Origin of the sequence: Nostoc sp., from assembly GCF_036917515.1 — a bacterium.
Lineage (GTDB): Bacteria > Cyanobacteriota > Cyanobacteriia > Cyanobacteriales > Nostocaceae > Nostoc.
Map to the genome: position 1 here is coordinate 13,696 of NZ_JBALDE010000278.1, position 17,173 is coordinate 30,868.

Sequence of the window (17,173 nt, forward strand, 5' to 3'; positions counted from 1 at the left end):
TTAATCAATGGGAGTAATTTAAAAGGTATTTTTTAGTAAAAAGTGAGCGATCGCACGCTAAAACTGAAAGTAAACAAAGGGCTGAGGATTGATTGCTGTCAGCCGAAATATTGCTGAAACCAACACCCCAAAGCAAACAGCAAAACTCCAATTAGGAATTTTACGCCACCAATCAGCAAACCAACCTTTATAAGCCGCCCAATGGAGCATCATTAAAGGTACAAAAGTCCATGCAACTTGGAGATTTAGGTTTTCAGAGTCAAGAGAAGTCAAGAATAAAAATGATTTTTCTACTTGTATAGCGCTGCTAAGATCGTTACTCCGAAAGAAGATGGCAGAGGCACAAAACCAATACATTGTTAGGGGGATACCTAGCATCTTTCTCAATGGTAGCAATCCTTTATAGGGAGCAATCCGAGATAACCATTGCTTGTGAACAACTAAAGCGATTCCATTTAATCCACCCCAAACTACAAAATGCCAAGCAGCTCCATGCCAGAGTCCTGATAGAAGCATTAAAATGAGAAGATTTTTATACCCAAACAGTTCTGTTCGTTCAGCTTTTGGCCGCTTTCTCATTAAAGGAATATAGACATAATCTCGCAACCAACTGTAGAGGGTAATGTGCCAGCGTTGCCACAAATCAGTGATATTACCGGAAAGGTAGGGGAAATTAAAGTTCAGAGGTAGTTTGTATCCAAGTAAACCTGCTGAAGCGATCGCCATATCTGAATAAGCAGAAAAGTCGCAGTATATCTGGATGACGAAAGAAATAACAGCAATCCAACAACTCAAGAAAGTATAATTTTCTGGATTCGTGAAATACTGTTCTATTAAAGGAGAAAGATTATCCGAAATGCAGGCTTTCTTGAAATATCCTACGAAAAAAAGCATTAAACACCCCCGAAAATCAACCTCGCTTAAGCTTTTTGGGGTTAGCAGTTGGGGCAAAAAAGTAGATGCACGGACAATTGGCCCCGCAACCAGTTGAGGGAAAAAAGTTACAAATAGAGAAAAATCCCAAAAATTTCTCACAGGTTTGAGTTTACCTAGATAGATATCAAGGGAATAACTCAGAGTTTGAAACGTGTAAAAACTAATACCTGCTGGTAGAATAATGTTAAGGGTTGTCAGGCTTATAGGTAAACCCAAAAAACTTAATAAGTTGGCAGCAGACTCAGTGAAAAAGTTATAGTACTTAAAAAACCCTAATATTCCTAGATTTACTACTAAACTAAGTATCAACCATGCTTGACGCTGCTGATTCTGTGGCTTATTCAGCAAGGCATCCCAATTCCCAAAATTTGGAGTTTTTGCTTTTTCTACTACCTCATTGGTGGGAATTTCCTGTCCTAGTAAATCACTAACCTGTGGTCTAGATAGCATTAAACCAACAAAGTAATCAATGACTGTCGATAACAAGAGCAAAAAAAGGAAGCGCCAATCCCAAGCACTATAAAAGATATAACTACAGATTAGCAACCACAACTTACGATGATTGTCTTTCTGCAACGCCCAATAGATGCAGAAAACAATCACGAAGAAAAATACAAACCGAAATTCTGTGAATACCATCTTTCTTTACATTGAGCTAATGATTATGTGATAAAAACTGGCTATTCAAGTTTTACGCTATTTGCAACTTGTTGCCCTGAATTATTTAAATACTCAGTAAATCTTGATGCCAGTAAAAGTGTGAATTCTTGAGCGCCTTGGTGATTGAGATGTGCGCTATCAATTCTACGGTTTAATTCATACAAATTAGTAAAAATATTGACATTATTAAAAGCAAACAAAGTATTTATATATCCTGAATCGTATGCTTTGTAAAGAGCAGAGTAGTTAGAATCAGCCTCTAGAAGTGGAGGAATAAAAAATATAGCTTCAAGTTTCTTGTTATTAATTTGCTGCTGTTTTTCAATTTGGGAAGAAATATTTTCCATCATTTTCACTCCATATATTGTGGATGTCTTATTAAATGTATTTTCTGAATTTAAATTTGCTAATTTTGTTTGTTCATTTTTGAGATGTTTTAAATAAGTATCCAAACCATTTGTTCGGAATAGAGTCTGCCATTTTTCAGCTTTTTTTTGCCAATCTATTGCGTAATATCCAGATTCTTGTAATAGTCTATCCTCAGATACTTTTGCTAAGGGATCTGCATTTGATAAATCTAAATTTAATATTCTTTCCTGCCAGAAAGTAGAAAGCTGACCAAGACCTAGCCATCGATAGATAAAGCTTTGAAAGTTAGCGTATATATATGGAACTTTTACTTGCCAGTTATCGATTGATGATTCCCAAATTAATTGAAAATTTTCTATGGTTTTACGAGGAGTATGCCAGTATATCTCCTGAGCGGAAGTCGAACCAAAGTTGGTAAATAAGTCAACTGAACAGTCTAGAAATATCCATTTTAAGTTTGCTGGCTTTAAATCTAGAATTTTCTGTAAGTAAAAATCTAGTTCTGATACGTTTGCGCCTGCGATACCAAAGTTGAAAGATTTGACACTCTTACCCTCTTTTGTCATGTATTCATCAAATATTTTCGGGACTACGCCAAAGTAAGTAGTGCTTGGCCCCAGAAAGATAGCATTGTAATCATCTTTATGTTCAGTAAAATATTGCCATTTAACGCTAATCTCACCAAGATTTTGGATAGTCTTAGAATAGGGTATAACTGTATTTAATAATCCCGAAGAAACAAATATAGTAATTAGAAAAATTAAACTATACCCAAACATCACAAGTGGTCTTAACATAATTTTTTTCTTAAATATCTACAACTACATCTACTTCTACTTCTGTCTTTGTTAATTGCCAGTTCATCTTCAGGTTGAGCCAGAAATTCCAAAGTGTCACACAAGCGATCGCTACTAATTTAGCTATGTATTCATTGACTTGGAATTGATAAAATAGCCAATTTACAATTAGGCTATTGAAAATAAGCCCAACTAAGCAAATGAGATTAAACTTGACAAACCGTTGTAACTTTTGACTAATTTTTTGTTGGAAAGACATATCACCAAATGTCCATAAATCATTCCATAGAAAATTATTAATAATTGCTATTTCTGTGGAAAGCATTGCACTCCGAGTTAACGCAAAACATAATGAGCTATGTAAAAAATAGAATGCCCCAAAGTCTACAAACACTCCACTTAAACCAACTACAGCAAAGCGAATAAATCGACTAAAAAGTGCCGAATGAAGATAAAAGTAGACTTTATCTCTCAGATAAATAATATTACAATAGTTAAAATATTGCTTCATTCACTTTCTATTATGTTAAGGTTTTTATCGAGTTGCCAAAATCCTTCAAGTGGGTAGATTAATTTCAGTGAATTAGTCTTATCCTTTTCAAGTTGATGAGCTAAACTATTTTCCAGATCGTCAACAAAAAAAATAGATTTATAATTTTTAACCATTATTGGTAACTGGTCGTTTTGGATTGTAACTAAGTTAACGTTTGGCTCGAAATTATGACTTAAGGTGAGGATAACTCCCAAGTTATAATCATTTTTGTTACTTATCAATAAAATATTATTATTAGATTGATTAATACGTTGACTCATTGCTAGCAAATTCTTGCCACCTATTTGTGGCCACCAAGTTTCAGACTGAAAAAATCTAACATCAGAAACTAGTCCAGAGATGAGTAACCCTACCACAATGACTTGCCAAAGGTTTTTCTGCCAGTTTTTCACCAAGAAAAGATGGAAAGCTAAAATATACACTACAGCACTTTGGATGCTGAGGTATAACGGTAACTGATAACGAAAATGAATAGAGCGAATTCCTCCAAAAATTAGGTCGTAGAAAAGCAACGTTAACCCTGGAAATCCCCCTAATAAAGCAATAAATAAACTAGTATTATTTGAGAGATAATTTATAAAATAATTAATAATATAAATTATTAAAACTAAACTAGTTATTATCGTAGGAATACTATAAAGTAAAGAGCTTTCCGCAGGTAAATTCTTGACCCAAGCATCATCAGAAGCTAAATTAAAATCAAAAAATATTCTGCTAATCCGACTGAGCCAAATCCCAATTAAGTCGAAAGGACTATCTGTTTTAAATGCGATCCATGACAAGAGATTTGTTGCTGTATGAATCTGGGTAATGATTACCATTAGCCAGGGTAAAAACATCAAGCAAGCTGCTATGGAACTCAGTAAATAATTACGCAGAGTTTTGTTGAAGCGAAACTGTTGCCTAATAACCATATATATGCAATGAGCGATCGCAACCATTGCTGTTAATAGATGGGTGTAAAATCCCAAGGCTAGAGTGAGAGTATATACAGCCCAACTTAAGTAACTTTTTCGGCGAATAGCTTGCAATAAAGCAGCACTTGATACTAGAATCGTCACCATCCATAAACCGTATTCTCGTGCATCTTGGGCAAAGAAAATCTGCAACGGAGAAATCGCCATTATAGCCATTCCCATCCACCCAACTAGTGCTGATTCAAACAACTCTAAACATAGCCAATACACACTAGGAAACACCAACAGACTAATTACTGCTGATAAACTCCTAACTGCCGCAGGGAAATCCCCAAAGACTTGCGCCCATAATCTCACCATCACATAATACAAAGGTGGATGTTGTGGGTCTGAACTTATTAAGTAGCGAACTGTATCAGCCACAGTTCGATCTGGGTTAATGTGTTGATATTTGTCTAAAGTGATAACAGGAATTACGCCTTCATTATTGCTCCAATTGCTAAAAATCTCTTGTTTAACCTCGGCTAGTGTATGACCAGATATTGCCAGCGATGTCGCAAATTCGTCATACCAATACACTTTTTGTCCCAAATGGGTAAAGCGAAAGAAAATACCTAACCCAATTAGGCTAATTACCAAAATTTTTAACCAAGTTGGAGGTTTTGACTTTGCTAGCAATTGTAACTTGTCCATTTATTATCTCTAGTCTGTAGCTATCCTTTTGGCTGCTTAAAATATTCATGGGCAAGAATTGGTGGATACTTGGGTACTTCATCTATATCTAAGCAAGTCTGAATGGAGTTAATTGGAGCATCATAATTGGGACCTGTAAAAAAGGCGCATGAGTACCTTTGTTTAGCACTGTGAGATTGAGTTGGGACTATAACTCGATGTCGTGTAGCGCAAAATTTATCGTTTGTCCATCGCTGCATTAAATCTGCAACCAATACTATAATTGCGTCAGGAATGAAGGGCGCTACAACCCATTCTCCAGCATTTGTATATACTTCTAACCCTTCAGAATCTTGAAATAAAAATGTGAGAGTACCTATGTCAGTATGTTCTGCAAGATAAACTTTTCCTAGTTCTGGAGGCTGATATATAGATGGGTAGTGATGCAAAACTATGCCGTGGTTTTGCTCTGAATATAAATTTGTAAAATAATCTTCTGGAATTATCAGAGAAATAGCCAAAGCTTGGAATACTCTCAAAGCAGTTTCGTGACAACCAGCGAAAAATTTCATCATCACTTTATGAAACTGAGTAGGATTTTTAGGCCATTTATTCGGTTCAAAGAAAGGATCTTCAATCCCACCAACTTCATCGGAAGTAATTTCTTTGCCAAAATGAAACCCTTCAGTCATTAGTTCATTAGCGTTGTGTTTATCTTCACTTTTTTTAAAATTATGATATCCGCGAAGATTCCGGTCTGGAAAGAAAGATACTTGTTCTTTTTCATGCTCCGGTAGTCCAAAAAAGCACTCGGTTTGTGAAAAGACTTGAGCGATTAGAGTATTAGGAATACCATAATTTTTGAGGTATAAACATCCGACCTCATGAATAGCAAGAGAAATTTGTGCAGCGACAGCTTCTTTTGCGGTCGAGTCACCTATAAGAAAAGCATTGAAATCAATGATAGGAATTTGCATACAAACGATATCCTCTTTAGTTAATCTCAGTCAGTTTCAAGTCGTAAGAGTTCCAAAATGTTCCTATTAGAGCAGAGTGTTCAATACCTTGGATACGATTTCGTACTGCCACCATTGAAAAAGGGTTAACTAGATAAATAAATGGCAGATACTCCTGAGCAATTTGTTGAGTTTCTACGTACATAGCTTTACGCTTTGCTTCATCCACTTCGGAGGCTGCTTGAATGTATAAAATACCAATTTTTCGTTCCCAATCTGCAACCTGTCGCCCTATTATCGGCATTTGTCCTGTTTGGGATTGTTGATTAAAAAAGTGCCAACTAGTTTCAGGCAACCAAACATTAGCCCAATCATTCGGTTCTTGACCGACAGCAACTTCAAGTACTTGACACTCCCAATCGAAAGTTTGAGTTAGTTTGTTGATAAAAATGCTAGTAGCGACAGGATTGAAATCAACAGTTATGCCAATATCACTCAAATTTTGTTTGATGAGTACTCCCATTGCCTGCAATATATTATTGTTAGCATTCGTCATGAGGCTAAAGCGCACAAGGTTTCCTTGCTTGTCTAATAACTGACCTTGATTATTGTATTTAAACCCTGTTTTTACCAGTAATTCTTTTGCTTTTTTAAGATTGTATTCATAGACCTTTAAACCTGCTTGGACGGGTAAATAATACTTGCTCTGTACAGCAATCGGCGAATTTTGCAGTTGACCCAATCCCTTATAGATATTGTTGAGTATTTGTTGGCGATTAATTACATAGGCAACTGCTTGTCTAAATTCCACTGTATTAAACCAACGAGACTTGATGGGATCTACCAGTGGTTGACCATTTCTACTACCTTTATTGAGATTAAAAGTAATGGCAGTTGATCCTATAAAAAGGCCGCCATTATAAATAGTAAAGTTTCCTCTAGTTTCTTCATGTTTTAATAATGAAAAATAATTGGTATTAACGTTGATGTAATCCAATCCTCCAGAACGGAATTGGATTAAAGAAGTATCTTGACTAGGAATAATTTGCCCAATCACACGCTCGATATAAGGTTGCGAATTGCCTTGAGCATCTTTACGCCAGTAATAAGGATTTTTTCGGAAAATTATTCGCTGGCTAGGAGTATAAGATTCTATTGTATAAGGGCCGTTGACAATAATATTTTCTGGTGGAGTATCAATCCCCCAAGTAGACATAAATTTAGGTCTGCCTTCCTGGTCTTTTATTTTGACTGTTTCCCGAAAAACATGGGCTGGTAAAATTTCCAGTTTTGTAGCCCGAATAAATGGAGCAAATGGTTCAGGTAATGTAAATTCAACTCGCAAATCATCAAGTTTCCGTACAGTAGGAAAGGTACGATTCTTGCCAATTAGGAAGAAGTCTTTAGCATAAGTAGGAATGGCTGGATTCTTATAAATTTCATTGTAAGTAAAAACCACATCTTCAGCAGTTAGTGGCTTTCCATCTGACCATTTTAACCCTTTTCTGAGGATGTAAATTATTTGTTTTTTATCTGGAGAAGTTTGCCAAGATTCAGCTAGACTAGGTTCAATTTCTCCCCGTCCATTTTCTTTTACTAGTCCCTCATAAGTATAGTTTAAAGTATAAGCTGATTCTACGATTAAAGCTGGATTAAAAGTTGTAGGTTCAATTGGGAAAGAGAAAATAACTTGAGATATTGATGTTGCTTTAATTTTTAAGTTAGTTTGATGATAGATAATTATTGCGATCGCAGTTACAAAAGCCAGCAAAATTACTAGCCAGCGATGGCGAATTAAAGTATACTTTTTCTTATTTTTTAATAACTTATAATTCAACATCGTGAAACCACTCCGCAATTTATTCTTGACTAGGTTGAGATAACAACCTATGGGCATCTTCTAATAAAGCTGGTATTTTGTCAGCATGGGGGCTATGACGCAGACAATTACTTAGATCAAATTGTCTAACTTTTTCTGCTGTCACGCCAGGGAACCAAGGATCGGCATTATTTAAGTGGTTGTAACGCCTTGTGGCATATTCAAACATATCAAATGCGATCGCTAAATTTCGCAACCACAAAATAACTGGAATATTAATCTCGCCAGGGGTTTCTTTATAGGCAGGTAAACCAGTATGCCAGCTAGAATACCAATCTTTTCCGAGTGTAGCGATCGCTTCTTTTTCTAAACGGTTCAAAATTGGTAATAAAATTTCATCCGCTTTATCTAAAAGTTCTATAACCTTCAAGTGTTCGTCAAAATCTGATGGTCTAGATGCGCCTAAGCTGAGAGTATGTACTTGAGGATGGCTCAAACAAAACAGATCGTTAAACACCATCGGACTGAGAGGATGGCACAATTCTAATAACTTTTGTGGAGGTTTGTAGAGCATACCACCTTTGTCTGATGGGCTAATAATAAATACTCCCATATCATGATATGCGGCTGCTTCAATGGCGGACCAATTGAATTGATTAATGTAGTACCAATGTAAATTTATATAGTCAAATTGATTGGTTTGAATGGTTTTAATAATTAAGTTTGTCGCAGCGTGAGTAGAAAAGCCAATAAACTTTACCTTACCCTCAGCTTGCAATTGCCGCGCTACATCAAGACAACCATTAGGGCGAATGCTATCCTCAAGATGTTGGTAATTATTAATGCCATGCAGTGTTAATAAGTCAATGTAATCTAGCTTTAACAAAGCTAAAGATTTCTCACACAAACTGCGGAAGTCTTCAGAATCAGACATAGGAGTAACCTTAGTTTGGACAATAATTTTTTCTCTAGGTAACTTAGGTAAAATCGCTCCTAATTGCATCTCAGAAGTTCCATACATTCGAGCAGTTTCGATGTGATTGATGCCAACTTCTAAAGAACGGCGAATAGTGGTTTCTAAATTCTGTTGATTTTCATTGGGAATTTTTTCTTGAGTAAGTTCCTCATATTCAGTATAGGCGTAGCGCATTCCGCCGCAGGAAAATATTGGCATTGGCAATTCTGTACGCCCAAATCTACGATATTGCATTATAAATGTGTTTTGATTAGAGCGATTCATTAATGACTTTTTGCCGAAATTAAGCCACGCATTACTTTGAGATGGAACATAAAGTATGATTTTTCAAGATGCTGAAGATGATATTGAATTAACTCATGTATCTTGGAGTAGTTACATGGTGGCATACTTGGGTAGAGATGATGCTCTACATGGTAATTATTATTCCAGTAATAAAACCTAACGATCGGGTTAGAAATCATTGTTCGTGTATCATTCCATAGGTTGTGATTTAAGTCAGATTCACAGCCATAGTGATCTGTAATGCTGAAAATAAAACCGAATGGAGAAGCAAAAGATATTAATGGTATCCAGTAACCAAAGAACAAAATTCCAGGAAAAATTACTGTCAATCCTCCCATTACTACAACCCAGCCCAATAATAGCCAATTATTTTGTAAGACAAATTGGCGTTGTTCTGGTGTTTTAAAATAGCTCAAATATAAGTTAGTTGGTAAAGATGATTCCTCTTGCGTATGTGTTTTTAAAGAGTCTAAATATAAATCTTTGGTCACTAACCACCAGTTCTTGCATACTGCGAGAGGATAAAAATATGTCAAGGCCAGAAGATAGGTTTTAATATTAGGAAAGATTTGCCATGCTGAGGTATCTCCTACGATGTTACCTTTGATTTTTGCTTCTCGATGATGTCCAATATGAATATATTTGTGAAATGAAAAGTTCATCAATAATACTAATGACAAGAAAGTCCCCACGAATCGATTAGTATTTTTTGACTTATACAAACTATAGTGAGAGCAATAATGTATTGCCGCAAAAAAACAGACAAACAAAAATCCTTGAACAAACCAGACTAATAACCACACTGCCCAGTTATTCAACCAGAATCCAATAGCTGCAAAGATTAAATATGTACTAATGACAACAAATGTTTGAATAATCGATCTAAATGTAGGAATTTCATGCAATATACGAAGTTCTTCGTTAGATATTTGAGTTACTTCACTAATACTAAGTCTGGTATTCTCAATTATTTGATTGTTCTTTGGAATTTCCATGTTGTTCACCTCTACGTTGACAATAACAATTTAAAAACTAGATATTAACCTATTAATTGTTTAATTGATATTGGATGGCTTCTGCTAGTTGAACTACAGTAGGTTTCTCAAATAGGTAGATCAACGGCAGTTCGACTTGCAAAGCTGACTGTAGTTTGCATATAACTTCAAGGGTTTGAGAAGAATGTCCTCCCAGTTCAAAAAAGTTATCTTGAGTGCTAATCTGCTCTAGTCTTAAAATCTCTTTCCAGATATTTAACACAACTTCTTCGATAGGATTTTGTGGAGTAACAAAGTCCTTCGATGTTGGGAGTGTAACAGTTTGAGTGGGCAAACTTGGTGATTCAAATATTAAGATAAGTTCAGCCAGACGTTGGTTATAATTTGTCGTTATTTTTTCCAGCAAGGTCTGCAAATTCTCGACCATTTTGGTAATAGTGGCAGGTTCAAATAAATCGATTCTGTATACGAGTAAACCTTCAATACCTGTTGATGTTTCTTCCAGCGTTAACTCTAAATCAAACTCTGCGGTATCTTTTGTATCTCTAGCAATAAACTGCTCCTTCAAAGTGAGATTTGCAAATTCTAAATCATCCTCTGGAGTATTTTGAAAGACAAACATTACTTGATTTATTAATGTGTAACTAGAATCTCTCACTGGCTGGAGTTTTTCTATTAGCTTGATCAGGGGCATTTCTTGATGAGCATAAACACCCAAAGCTACCTCACGCACTCGGCCGAGTAGTTCCCGAAAGTTGGGGTTTCCTTCTAAGTTGGTACAAAATGGCAGTAAATTGACAAAGAAACCAATCAGTCCCTCAGTTTCTACTCTGGTGCGATTTGCAAGGGCGCTGCTGACAATGATGTTTTCTTGTCTTGTATAAGAGAAGAGTAATGTCTGGAATGCTGCCAACAAGGTCATAAATAGGGTTACGCCTTCCTGTTGACTCAGCGCTTTGAGTGCATCGGTTAATTTTTTGGAGAGAATTATCGGTTGGCCTGCACTTTTAAAAGTTCGCACTGGTGGGCGGGGATAATCAGTTGGTAGCTGCAATATCGGTGGACTAATACCTAAGTGCTTTTGCCAAAACTGAAGCTGAGATTCTAAAACTTCTCCTTGTAACCACTGCCTCTGCCATTGAGCAAAGTCGGTATATTTGATCGGTAATTCAGTCAGAGGAGACGGCTTACCTTTACAGAAGGCTTCGTAAACTTTTGCCAGTTCTTGGGTTAGGACACTAAAAGACCAACCATCAGCAACAATATGGTGTGTGACGGCAACAAATAGATACTCTTGTTCATCCAAGCGCCAAAGCTTGCTGCGTAATAAAGGGCCTCGTGCCAAATCGAAAGGATGCTTAATTTCCTTTTCAGCCTGTTGTGTGGCTTGAGTTTCGCGTTCAGTTGCGGGGAGGTGTCGGAGATCAATTACGGAAAAGTCAAAGACAGGCTTGTTGACAACAGCATAAACGACTTGTCCATTTTTCACCTGAAAAGTCGATCGCAATGTCTCATGTCGCTGGACAATTTCTCTTAAACTCTCTGATAATGCTTTCTCATTAAGCGCACCTGTGATGCGATAAACCAAAGGCAAGTTATAAATGGAACTGTCTGGATAGAATTGGTCAAAAAACCACAACTCTAGCTGTGTTAAAGAAATTGGTATTGGCTCGTCTTGCGAGGGCAACCGTTTTAAAGATAACTCCTGGCAATCTGGTTGGTTAGCTATGGCGATTTTTTGGGCTAAAGGTGCGATCGCAGGAGACTCAAACAAACTTAACAGTGGTAATTCTATCCCAAATGCTTTACGCGTCAAAGCAATAACCTGAGTTGCTAGTAAAGAATGTCCCCCCAAATCAAAGAAGTTGTCATAAATGCCAACTCGTTCTAACCCTAAAACATCTCTCCAAATACCAGCCAAAATTTCTTCGGTGGGAGTACGCGGCTCAACAAAAGTCTGACTTAACTCCGGTCGGTTGGTTGTCGGTTCTGGTAGAGCGCGACGGTTTACCTTACCATTGGGTGTTAAGGGGAACGATTCCATTTCTACAAAAGCTGATGGAATCATATAATCTGGCAGTTGCTCAGTCAAAAAAGTCCGCAGTTGTTCGACTGTTACTGACTCTCCCGGAATTGGGACAAAGTAAGCAACTAAATATTTTTCCCTGGCACTTTCCCCATGCACTTTTGCGACTGCTTGGTTAATTTGAGGATGCCTGCTCAGAACGGCTTCAACTTCTCCCAGTTCAACGCGAAAACCCCGGACTTTTACCAAATCATCTATCCGTCCGAGAAACTTGATATTGCCATCTGGTAAGTATCGAGCTAAGTCCCCTGTTTTATAGAGGCGTTCGGAAGAGGCAGAGGGGAAAGACTGCTGCAACTTCTCCTCTACTCCTCTGCTCCCCTGCTCCCCTGCTCCCCTGCTTCTTCGGAACGGATTTGGGAGAAATTTTTGATTGGTCAAATCTGCACGGTTGAGGTAGCCACGAGCCAAACCATCACCACTCACGTAGAGTTCCCCAGGAACGCCAATCGGCACGGGTTGGAGATTACTGTCTAACAGATAAACTTGTACATTGACAGCAGCTTTACCAATCGGCGGATAAATCGGCCATTCATCTGGCTTTTCGCTAAAAGTATAAGCTGTAACTAAGTCTGCTTCCGTGGGACCATAGAAATTGTAGAGTGTACAATTTTCCAGACGCTTAAACAGCTTAATCATCGGCTGAGTAATTTGGAGTTGTTCGCCACAAGCGATCGCTTCCCGAATATTGTTAAATAAATGTTTTTGATCTCCGTATATTTCCGCTAATTGCTGCCAAAGGCTAACTGGCAGAAAAACTTTCCCAACAGGGTTGTTAGCAAGCAAGTGGATTAATTTATCTAAATCTTTGCGATCACATTCAGGAATGATATACAGCGTCCCTCCAAAGCCCCACGCCACGGATATTTCGTGATAGCTGACATCAAAACTGAGGGAGGCAAACTGAAGCACACCAATACCTGTGGCCATTTTTGCCTGATGGTGTTCTATTAAATTGGTGAGGGAGCGATGGGGAACAATCGTACCTTTAGGAGTGCCGGTAGAGCCAGAGGTATATATAATGTAGGCTAAATTATCAGCTGCTACTTCAACCTGCTGATTGCTCTCAGATTCTTTGCTGATTTCGTCCCCATCTTCATCCAACACAATCAGACGATGAGCAAAGTTGCCATCAAGTAATGACTTCCAACGTGTTTGAGTTAAGATGACTGGTGCTTGAGAATCGTTGAGCATGAAGGCTAAACGTTCTGGCGGATAGGTAGGATCGAGGGGAACGCAAACTCCCCCAGCCTTGAGAGTTCCTAATATGGCGATCGCAGCTACTAGCGATCGCTCTACACAAATACCCACTGGGACATCTGGTTTCACACCCAAGCGTTGCAAGTAGCGGGCAATTTTATTGGCTTGCTGGTTTAACTCTTCATAAGTTAATTGTTGGTTGTCATATACCACCGCCAATGCTTGGGGTGTTTTTTTGACTTGCTCCTCAAATAACTGATGGATGCAACGATTGATAGGATGCGCTGCTGAGGTAGCATTCCACTCGACTAAAAGCAAATTTTGCTCTGCTGGAGTTAGTAGCGGTAACTCGCCTGGGGTGCAATGAGGATTGACGGTAATTCCCTCCAACAGACTGAGGAAATGACCAGCCATGCGATCGATAATCTCTAGATCAAAGCGATCGCGATCGTAGTAAATTTTTACAGTCATTTCCTCGCCAGGAATTGCCAGCAGTGTGAGAGGATAATTAGTTTGTCCCCTGTCTTGTAGCTCCCCGATGCTCAAGTTTCCAGGGAGTTGCTGCAACGTTACATTTACAGGATAGTTTTCAAATACAACAAGGCTTTCAAACAAAAGTTGAGTGCGAGGAACTTCACTTACGCCTTGAATATCTACGAGTGGAGTGTATGAATACTGCTCCCGTTCTATGTATTCTTGTTGCAACAACCCCAGCCAGGTTAACAAATCGGTTGTATCAGTGATTTTTACCCGTGCTGGCAGAGTATTAATGAACAACCCCACCATCGACTCCACACCAGATAAAGCAGGAGGGCGACCAGATACAGTAGTGCCAAAAACCACGTCAGACTCGCCACTGTAGCGACTTAGTAACAACCCCCAAGCAGCTTGTACTAAGGTGGCAAGTGTCAGATGATGTTGTTGGGCAAAAGATTTTAAGGTAGTTGTCGTCTCAGCTGATAGATGTTGCGATCGCACTTCAATATTTTGTTGTTGGTGAGAACTCTGCCCAATTGCTCGCTCAACTATCAAAGGCGTAGGTACAGTAAAACCCTCAAGATTTTTTTGCCAAAACGCCTTTGCACCAGTCAAATCTTGCTGCTGCAACCAGTTAATATAATCCCGGTAAGGGCGACTGGGGGCTATATATAACTGTTGACCATTTTGAATTGACTCATATAGAGCAAACAATTCTTTAACAATAATCGGCCAACTCCAACCATCAACTAATAAATGATGAAAGCTCCAAACAAACTCATAAGTTTCATCAGCTACTCGAATTAAGGCAAAGCGCATTAATGGAGCTTTGTCAAGTTCAAAACCTTGTTTTCTATCTGAGTTTAAGAAAGAATTAAGATGTATTTCTTGCTCCTGCTGAGGAAACATCCGCCAGTCTAAATTAGACCAAGGCAAATTCACTGCTTTTCGCACCACCTGAACTGATTGTTTGCGATTCTTCCAAACAAAAAGAGTCCGCAAAGCTGAATGTCGCTCTACTAAAAGTTGCCAAGATCGCTCAAATATGCCTGGCTCTAAATTGCCATGCATAGTTAATTGAAACTGTTCAAAATAGATTGTCGATTCTGGCTCATAGAGAGTATGAAATAGTATCCCCTGCTGCGTAGGCGAAAGGGGATAAATAGCTTCAATATCTTTACTATTACTTTGTTTTTGTGCAACTACCATTGTTTTTATAGATGATATTAATTATGTAATTTATCTCTCTTCTTCTCTTATCTCTGTGTTCTCTGCGCCTCTGCGGTTCGTTTAAAAAAGTAATTGTTAAAAAGCAGAAGTTGACAATCCGCCATCTACTGGAATAGTAACACCCGTAATATAGCTAGCACATTCTGACGCTAAAAAAGCAACCAAATTAGCAACCTCACTAGAAACACCGCGACGACCAAGAGGAATCATCTTATTCGTTCCTTCGATGATTGAATCAACCGTCCGGCCTTCCTCTTGAGCGAATACTTCTAAATATTCTCTATGCCTTGGAGTATCAATCAAACCAGGATTTACACAGGTAACTAAAACATTCCACTTAGCAACTTGCGTCGCAACAGTTTTAGTAAAGTTGATTAATGCAGCATTCGCCACACCTGATTTAACTAGACGACTAGAAGGTTCTTTTCCTGATATCCCAACAATATTTATAACGCGCCCCCATTGCTGATTTTTCATTGTCGGTAGCACCAGGTTAGTCATGCGAATATAACCTATTAACTTGCCTTCAAAGACAGTTGACCAATCTTCATCAGATAGATTTTCTACTGGTTCATTAGAAAATATAGCCCCTTCTGAATTATTGACTAAGATATCAATTTTGCCAAATTCAGTAAGAGCTTCTTGGACTAATTGCTGAGAATCACTTGCATTTTGAACATCAGCACAAATAGGAATAACTTTTGCTTGGGAACCAACCAAACCTTGATAAGCTTGTTCTAATCGTTCGGAATTTCTTCCACAAATTATTAACTGACAACCTTCTGATACTAGCTTTTTGGCAACGCTATAACCTATACCAGCAGTTGCTCCTGTCACTAAAGCTACTTTTTTCGTTAATCCTAAATCCATGATGAATATTCCTTTAGGAAGCAGTGAGTGCTATATTATATAAAGTATCTTTAGCAGATGAAACAGAGCGATCTTTAATCAAAATTTCAATCAAAGATACTGTTTCATCAGAAAAATTATATCCTTTATAAAGAACATTAGCAGGAGCATAATAAACACTACCAAATTCTAGCTGTTGCTGTTGCTCTGCCACTGCGATCGCCAATTGACCATTTAGGACTATTCCCATTGTTTCACTAGCAGATTGGCGAATTGGTATTATCCCTTTTGAAGGAATTTTGGTAATGAAAATATCAAACCATGAACCAACTACAGATTGACAATCGAAACCTGTAAATTCATATTGAGTGGGTGAGACTTTTAAAATAGCTTCCTCAGCTTCTTCAGAATTAGTGATGCGTTTTACATCAAATGCTAGTGCTGTTTCCTGAAAAGGGTTGATAGAACCATGAAGAACATTAGAACCAGCCACATAAACTTGCTCAAATGGCTTGATAATTTCTTTAGTCCCGTTGAGGTTAAATTCCAAACGTCCCGCAATTTGCATTCCAATTTGGCTTTCAGGATGGCGATGTAATTCAAAAGTAGCCCCTGGTGGAATAGAAGCTAATTGAACAACTGTGTCTTGACATTGAAATGCTATTAACTCTACATCAAAATTAATTTTGATGTTTTTTGGCTGGGGAAAATATTTAGACATGGTTCTCTACTTCTTTTTGTGAAAAATTGACCAACTCATCTCAATGTTTCCATAGATGGAAATAAATTCTAAATCGTAAGCTTTAACAGCATTCTCATTAGTAATAGCGAAATCGGCTAAACCCTCCATTACCTGAATTGCTGAATCACTGGTAGAAGGAGATAAATCCACTTGTATTTGTGTTTGATCTTGAGAAGCTGGCAAGAGTTGTGTTAACAGAGGTAGAGGAGCAGGATGGGTAACAATTCTAGAGCCATTGAAAACTACCTCTGTATTTTTTTTCTTAGCCAATCCATAAACTGGAGTAGGAAATATAAAAATAAAGCCTAGATCGATACTTGGCTCCATATAAAACTCATTAATTCGGTCGTAAGCATGAGGAACTAAAGCCAGATCCACATTGTCTTGCAGTAAAGCTTCTTTAACATCTATAAAACTATCAAACAACTGAGTTGATACAGTAAATTCTTCTGATAGCAGATGGTTGGTTATATGCTTGGCAGCGTAGTCACTACTAGTAGCAGTAGGCCCCAAAGTACCTATAACTAAATTTTTTGAAGGAGGGATACGGGGTTGAAATTCAATCTGAAATTCCAGCATAGTTTTTTCTAAGTAATCATCATGATATTTTTTTCTAGCAAGTCATTGATAGCTTGGTTATAGATAGCCTCATAA

12 protein-coding genes are annotated in these 17,173 nt (G+C 37.8%); all 12 read right to left on the reverse strand.

Annotated features, from left to right (window positions below):
* Positions 1-57: 57 nt before the first annotated feature.
* The 12 genes from V7K89_RS35000 to V7K89_RS35055 all read right to left on the reverse strand — a co-directional run bounded on the left by V7K89_RS35000 (position 58) and on the right by V7K89_RS35055 (position 17,098).
* Entirely contained in the window at positions 58-1,575 is a 1,518-nt protein-coding gene (locus V7K89_RS35000; RefSeq protein WP_335195463.1) for an MBOAT family O-acyltransferase, read from the reverse strand.
* A 41-nt stretch (positions 1,576-1,616) separates the two neighbouring features.
* Complete coding sequence (locus tag V7K89_RS35005; protein ID WP_335195464.1) at positions 1,617-2,762, reverse strand: hypothetical protein; 1,146 nt, start codon at positions 2,760-2,762, stop codon at positions 1,617-1,619.
* A gap of 10 nt (positions 2,763-2,772) precedes the next feature.
* Entirely contained in the window at positions 2,773-3,273 is a 501-nt protein-coding gene (locus V7K89_RS35010; RefSeq protein WP_335195465.1) for a GtrA family protein, read from the reverse strand.
* The gene (locus V7K89_RS35015; RefSeq protein ID WP_335195466.1) at positions 3,270-4,925 is read right to left on the reverse strand and encodes a glycosyltransferase family 39 protein; all 1,656 of its coding nucleotides are present in this window, start codon (positions 4,923-4,925) and stop codon (positions 3,270-3,272) included. Before V7K89_RS35015 ends, V7K89_RS35010 begins: the two co-directional genes overlap by 4 nt.
* Before the next feature lie 20 nt (positions 4,926-4,945).
* Positions 4,946-5,881: an isopenicillin N synthase family dioxygenase gene (locus V7K89_RS35020; protein ID WP_335195467.1), complete on the reverse strand. Its 936-nt coding sequence runs from the start codon at positions 5,879-5,881 to the stop codon at positions 4,946-4,948.
* Positions 5,882-5,897: 16 nt separating this feature from the next.
* Complete coding sequence (locus V7K89_RS35025; RefSeq protein WP_335195468.1) at positions 5,898-7,700, reverse strand: ABC transporter substrate-binding protein; 1,803 nt, start codon at positions 7,698-7,700, stop codon at positions 5,898-5,900.
* Positions 7,701-7,719: 19 nt separating this feature from the next.
* Positions 7,720-8,889 carry an aldo/keto reductase gene (locus V7K89_RS35030; protein ID WP_335195469.1) on the reverse strand — a complete coding sequence of 390 codons (1,170 nt, stop codon included), beginning with the start codon at positions 8,887-8,889 and terminating at the stop codon, positions 7,720-7,722.
* Positions 8,890-8,918: 29 nt separating this feature from the next.
* Positions 8,919-9,935: a fatty acid desaturase family protein gene (locus tag V7K89_RS35035; RefSeq protein WP_335195470.1), complete on the reverse strand. Its 1,017-nt coding sequence runs from the start codon at positions 9,933-9,935 to the stop codon at positions 8,919-8,921.
* Between the two features lie 52 nt (positions 9,936-9,987).
* A complete protein-coding gene (locus V7K89_RS35040; protein ID WP_335195471.1) occupies positions 9,988-14,907 on the reverse strand; it encodes an amino acid adenylation domain-containing protein in 4,920 nt (1,639 codons plus the stop codon).
* 96 nt (positions 14,908-15,003) lie between these two features.
* The gene (locus V7K89_RS35045) at positions 15,004-15,798 is read right to left on the reverse strand and encodes an SDR family oxidoreductase (protein WP_335195472.1); all 795 of its coding nucleotides are present in this window, start codon (positions 15,796-15,798) and stop codon (positions 15,004-15,006) included.
* Positions 15,799-15,811: 13 nt separating this feature from the next.
* Positions 15,812-16,498, reverse strand: coding sequence for a cupin domain-containing protein (locus V7K89_RS35050; RefSeq protein ID WP_335195473.1), 687 nt, complete (start codon positions 16,496-16,498; stop codon positions 15,812-15,814).
* A gap of 6 nt (positions 16,499-16,504) precedes the next feature.
* Positions 16,505-17,098, reverse strand: coding sequence for a LysR family transcriptional regulator (locus tag V7K89_RS35055; RefSeq protein ID WP_335195474.1), 594 nt, complete (start codon positions 17,096-17,098; stop codon positions 16,505-16,507).
* Positions 17,099-17,173: the final 75 nt, after the last annotated feature.

Bases quoted from the DNA above. Each gene is read 5' to 3' on its own strand.
- V7K89_RS35000 (WP_335195463.1), bottom strand. From the start codon at position 1,575: ATGGTATTCACAGAATTTCGGTTTGTATTTTTCTTCGTGATTGTTTTC.
- V7K89_RS35005 (WP_335195464.1), bottom strand. From the start codon at position 2,762: ATGTTAAGACCACTTGTGATGTTTGGGTATAGTTTAATTTTTCTAATT.
- V7K89_RS35010 (WP_335195465.1), bottom strand. From the start codon at position 3,273: ATGAAGCAATATTTTAACTATTGTAATATTATTTATCTGAGAGATAAA.
- V7K89_RS35015 (WP_335195466.1), bottom strand. From the start codon at position 4,925: ATGGACAAGTTACAATTGCTAGCAAAGTCAAAACCTCCAACTTGGTTA.
- V7K89_RS35020 (WP_335195467.1), bottom strand. From the start codon at position 5,881: ATGCAAATTCCTATCATTGATTTCAATGCTTTTCTTATAGGTGACTCG.
- V7K89_RS35025 (WP_335195468.1), bottom strand. From the start codon at position 7,700: ATGTTGAATTATAAGTTATTAAAAAATAAGAAAAAGTATACTTTAATT.
- V7K89_RS35030 (WP_335195469.1), bottom strand. From the start codon at position 8,889: ATGCAATATCGTAGATTTGGGCGTACAGAATTGCCAATGCCAATATTT.
- V7K89_RS35035 (WP_335195470.1), bottom strand. From the start codon at position 9,935: ATGGAAATTCCAAAGAACAATCAAATAATTGAGAATACCAGACTTAGT.
- V7K89_RS35040 (WP_335195471.1), bottom strand. From the start codon at position 14,907: ATGGTAGTTGCACAAAAACAAAGTAATAGTAAAGATATTGAAGCTATT.
- V7K89_RS35045 (WP_335195472.1), bottom strand. From the start codon at position 15,798: ATGGATTTAGGATTAACGAAAAAAGTAGCTTTAGTGACAGGAGCAACT.
- V7K89_RS35050 (WP_335195473.1), bottom strand. From the start codon at position 16,498: ATGTCTAAATATTTTCCCCAGCCAAAAAACATCAAAATTAATTTTGAT.
- V7K89_RS35055 (WP_335195474.1), bottom strand. From the start codon at position 17,098: ATGCTGGAATTTCAGATTGAATTTCAACCCCGTATCCCTCCTTCAAAA.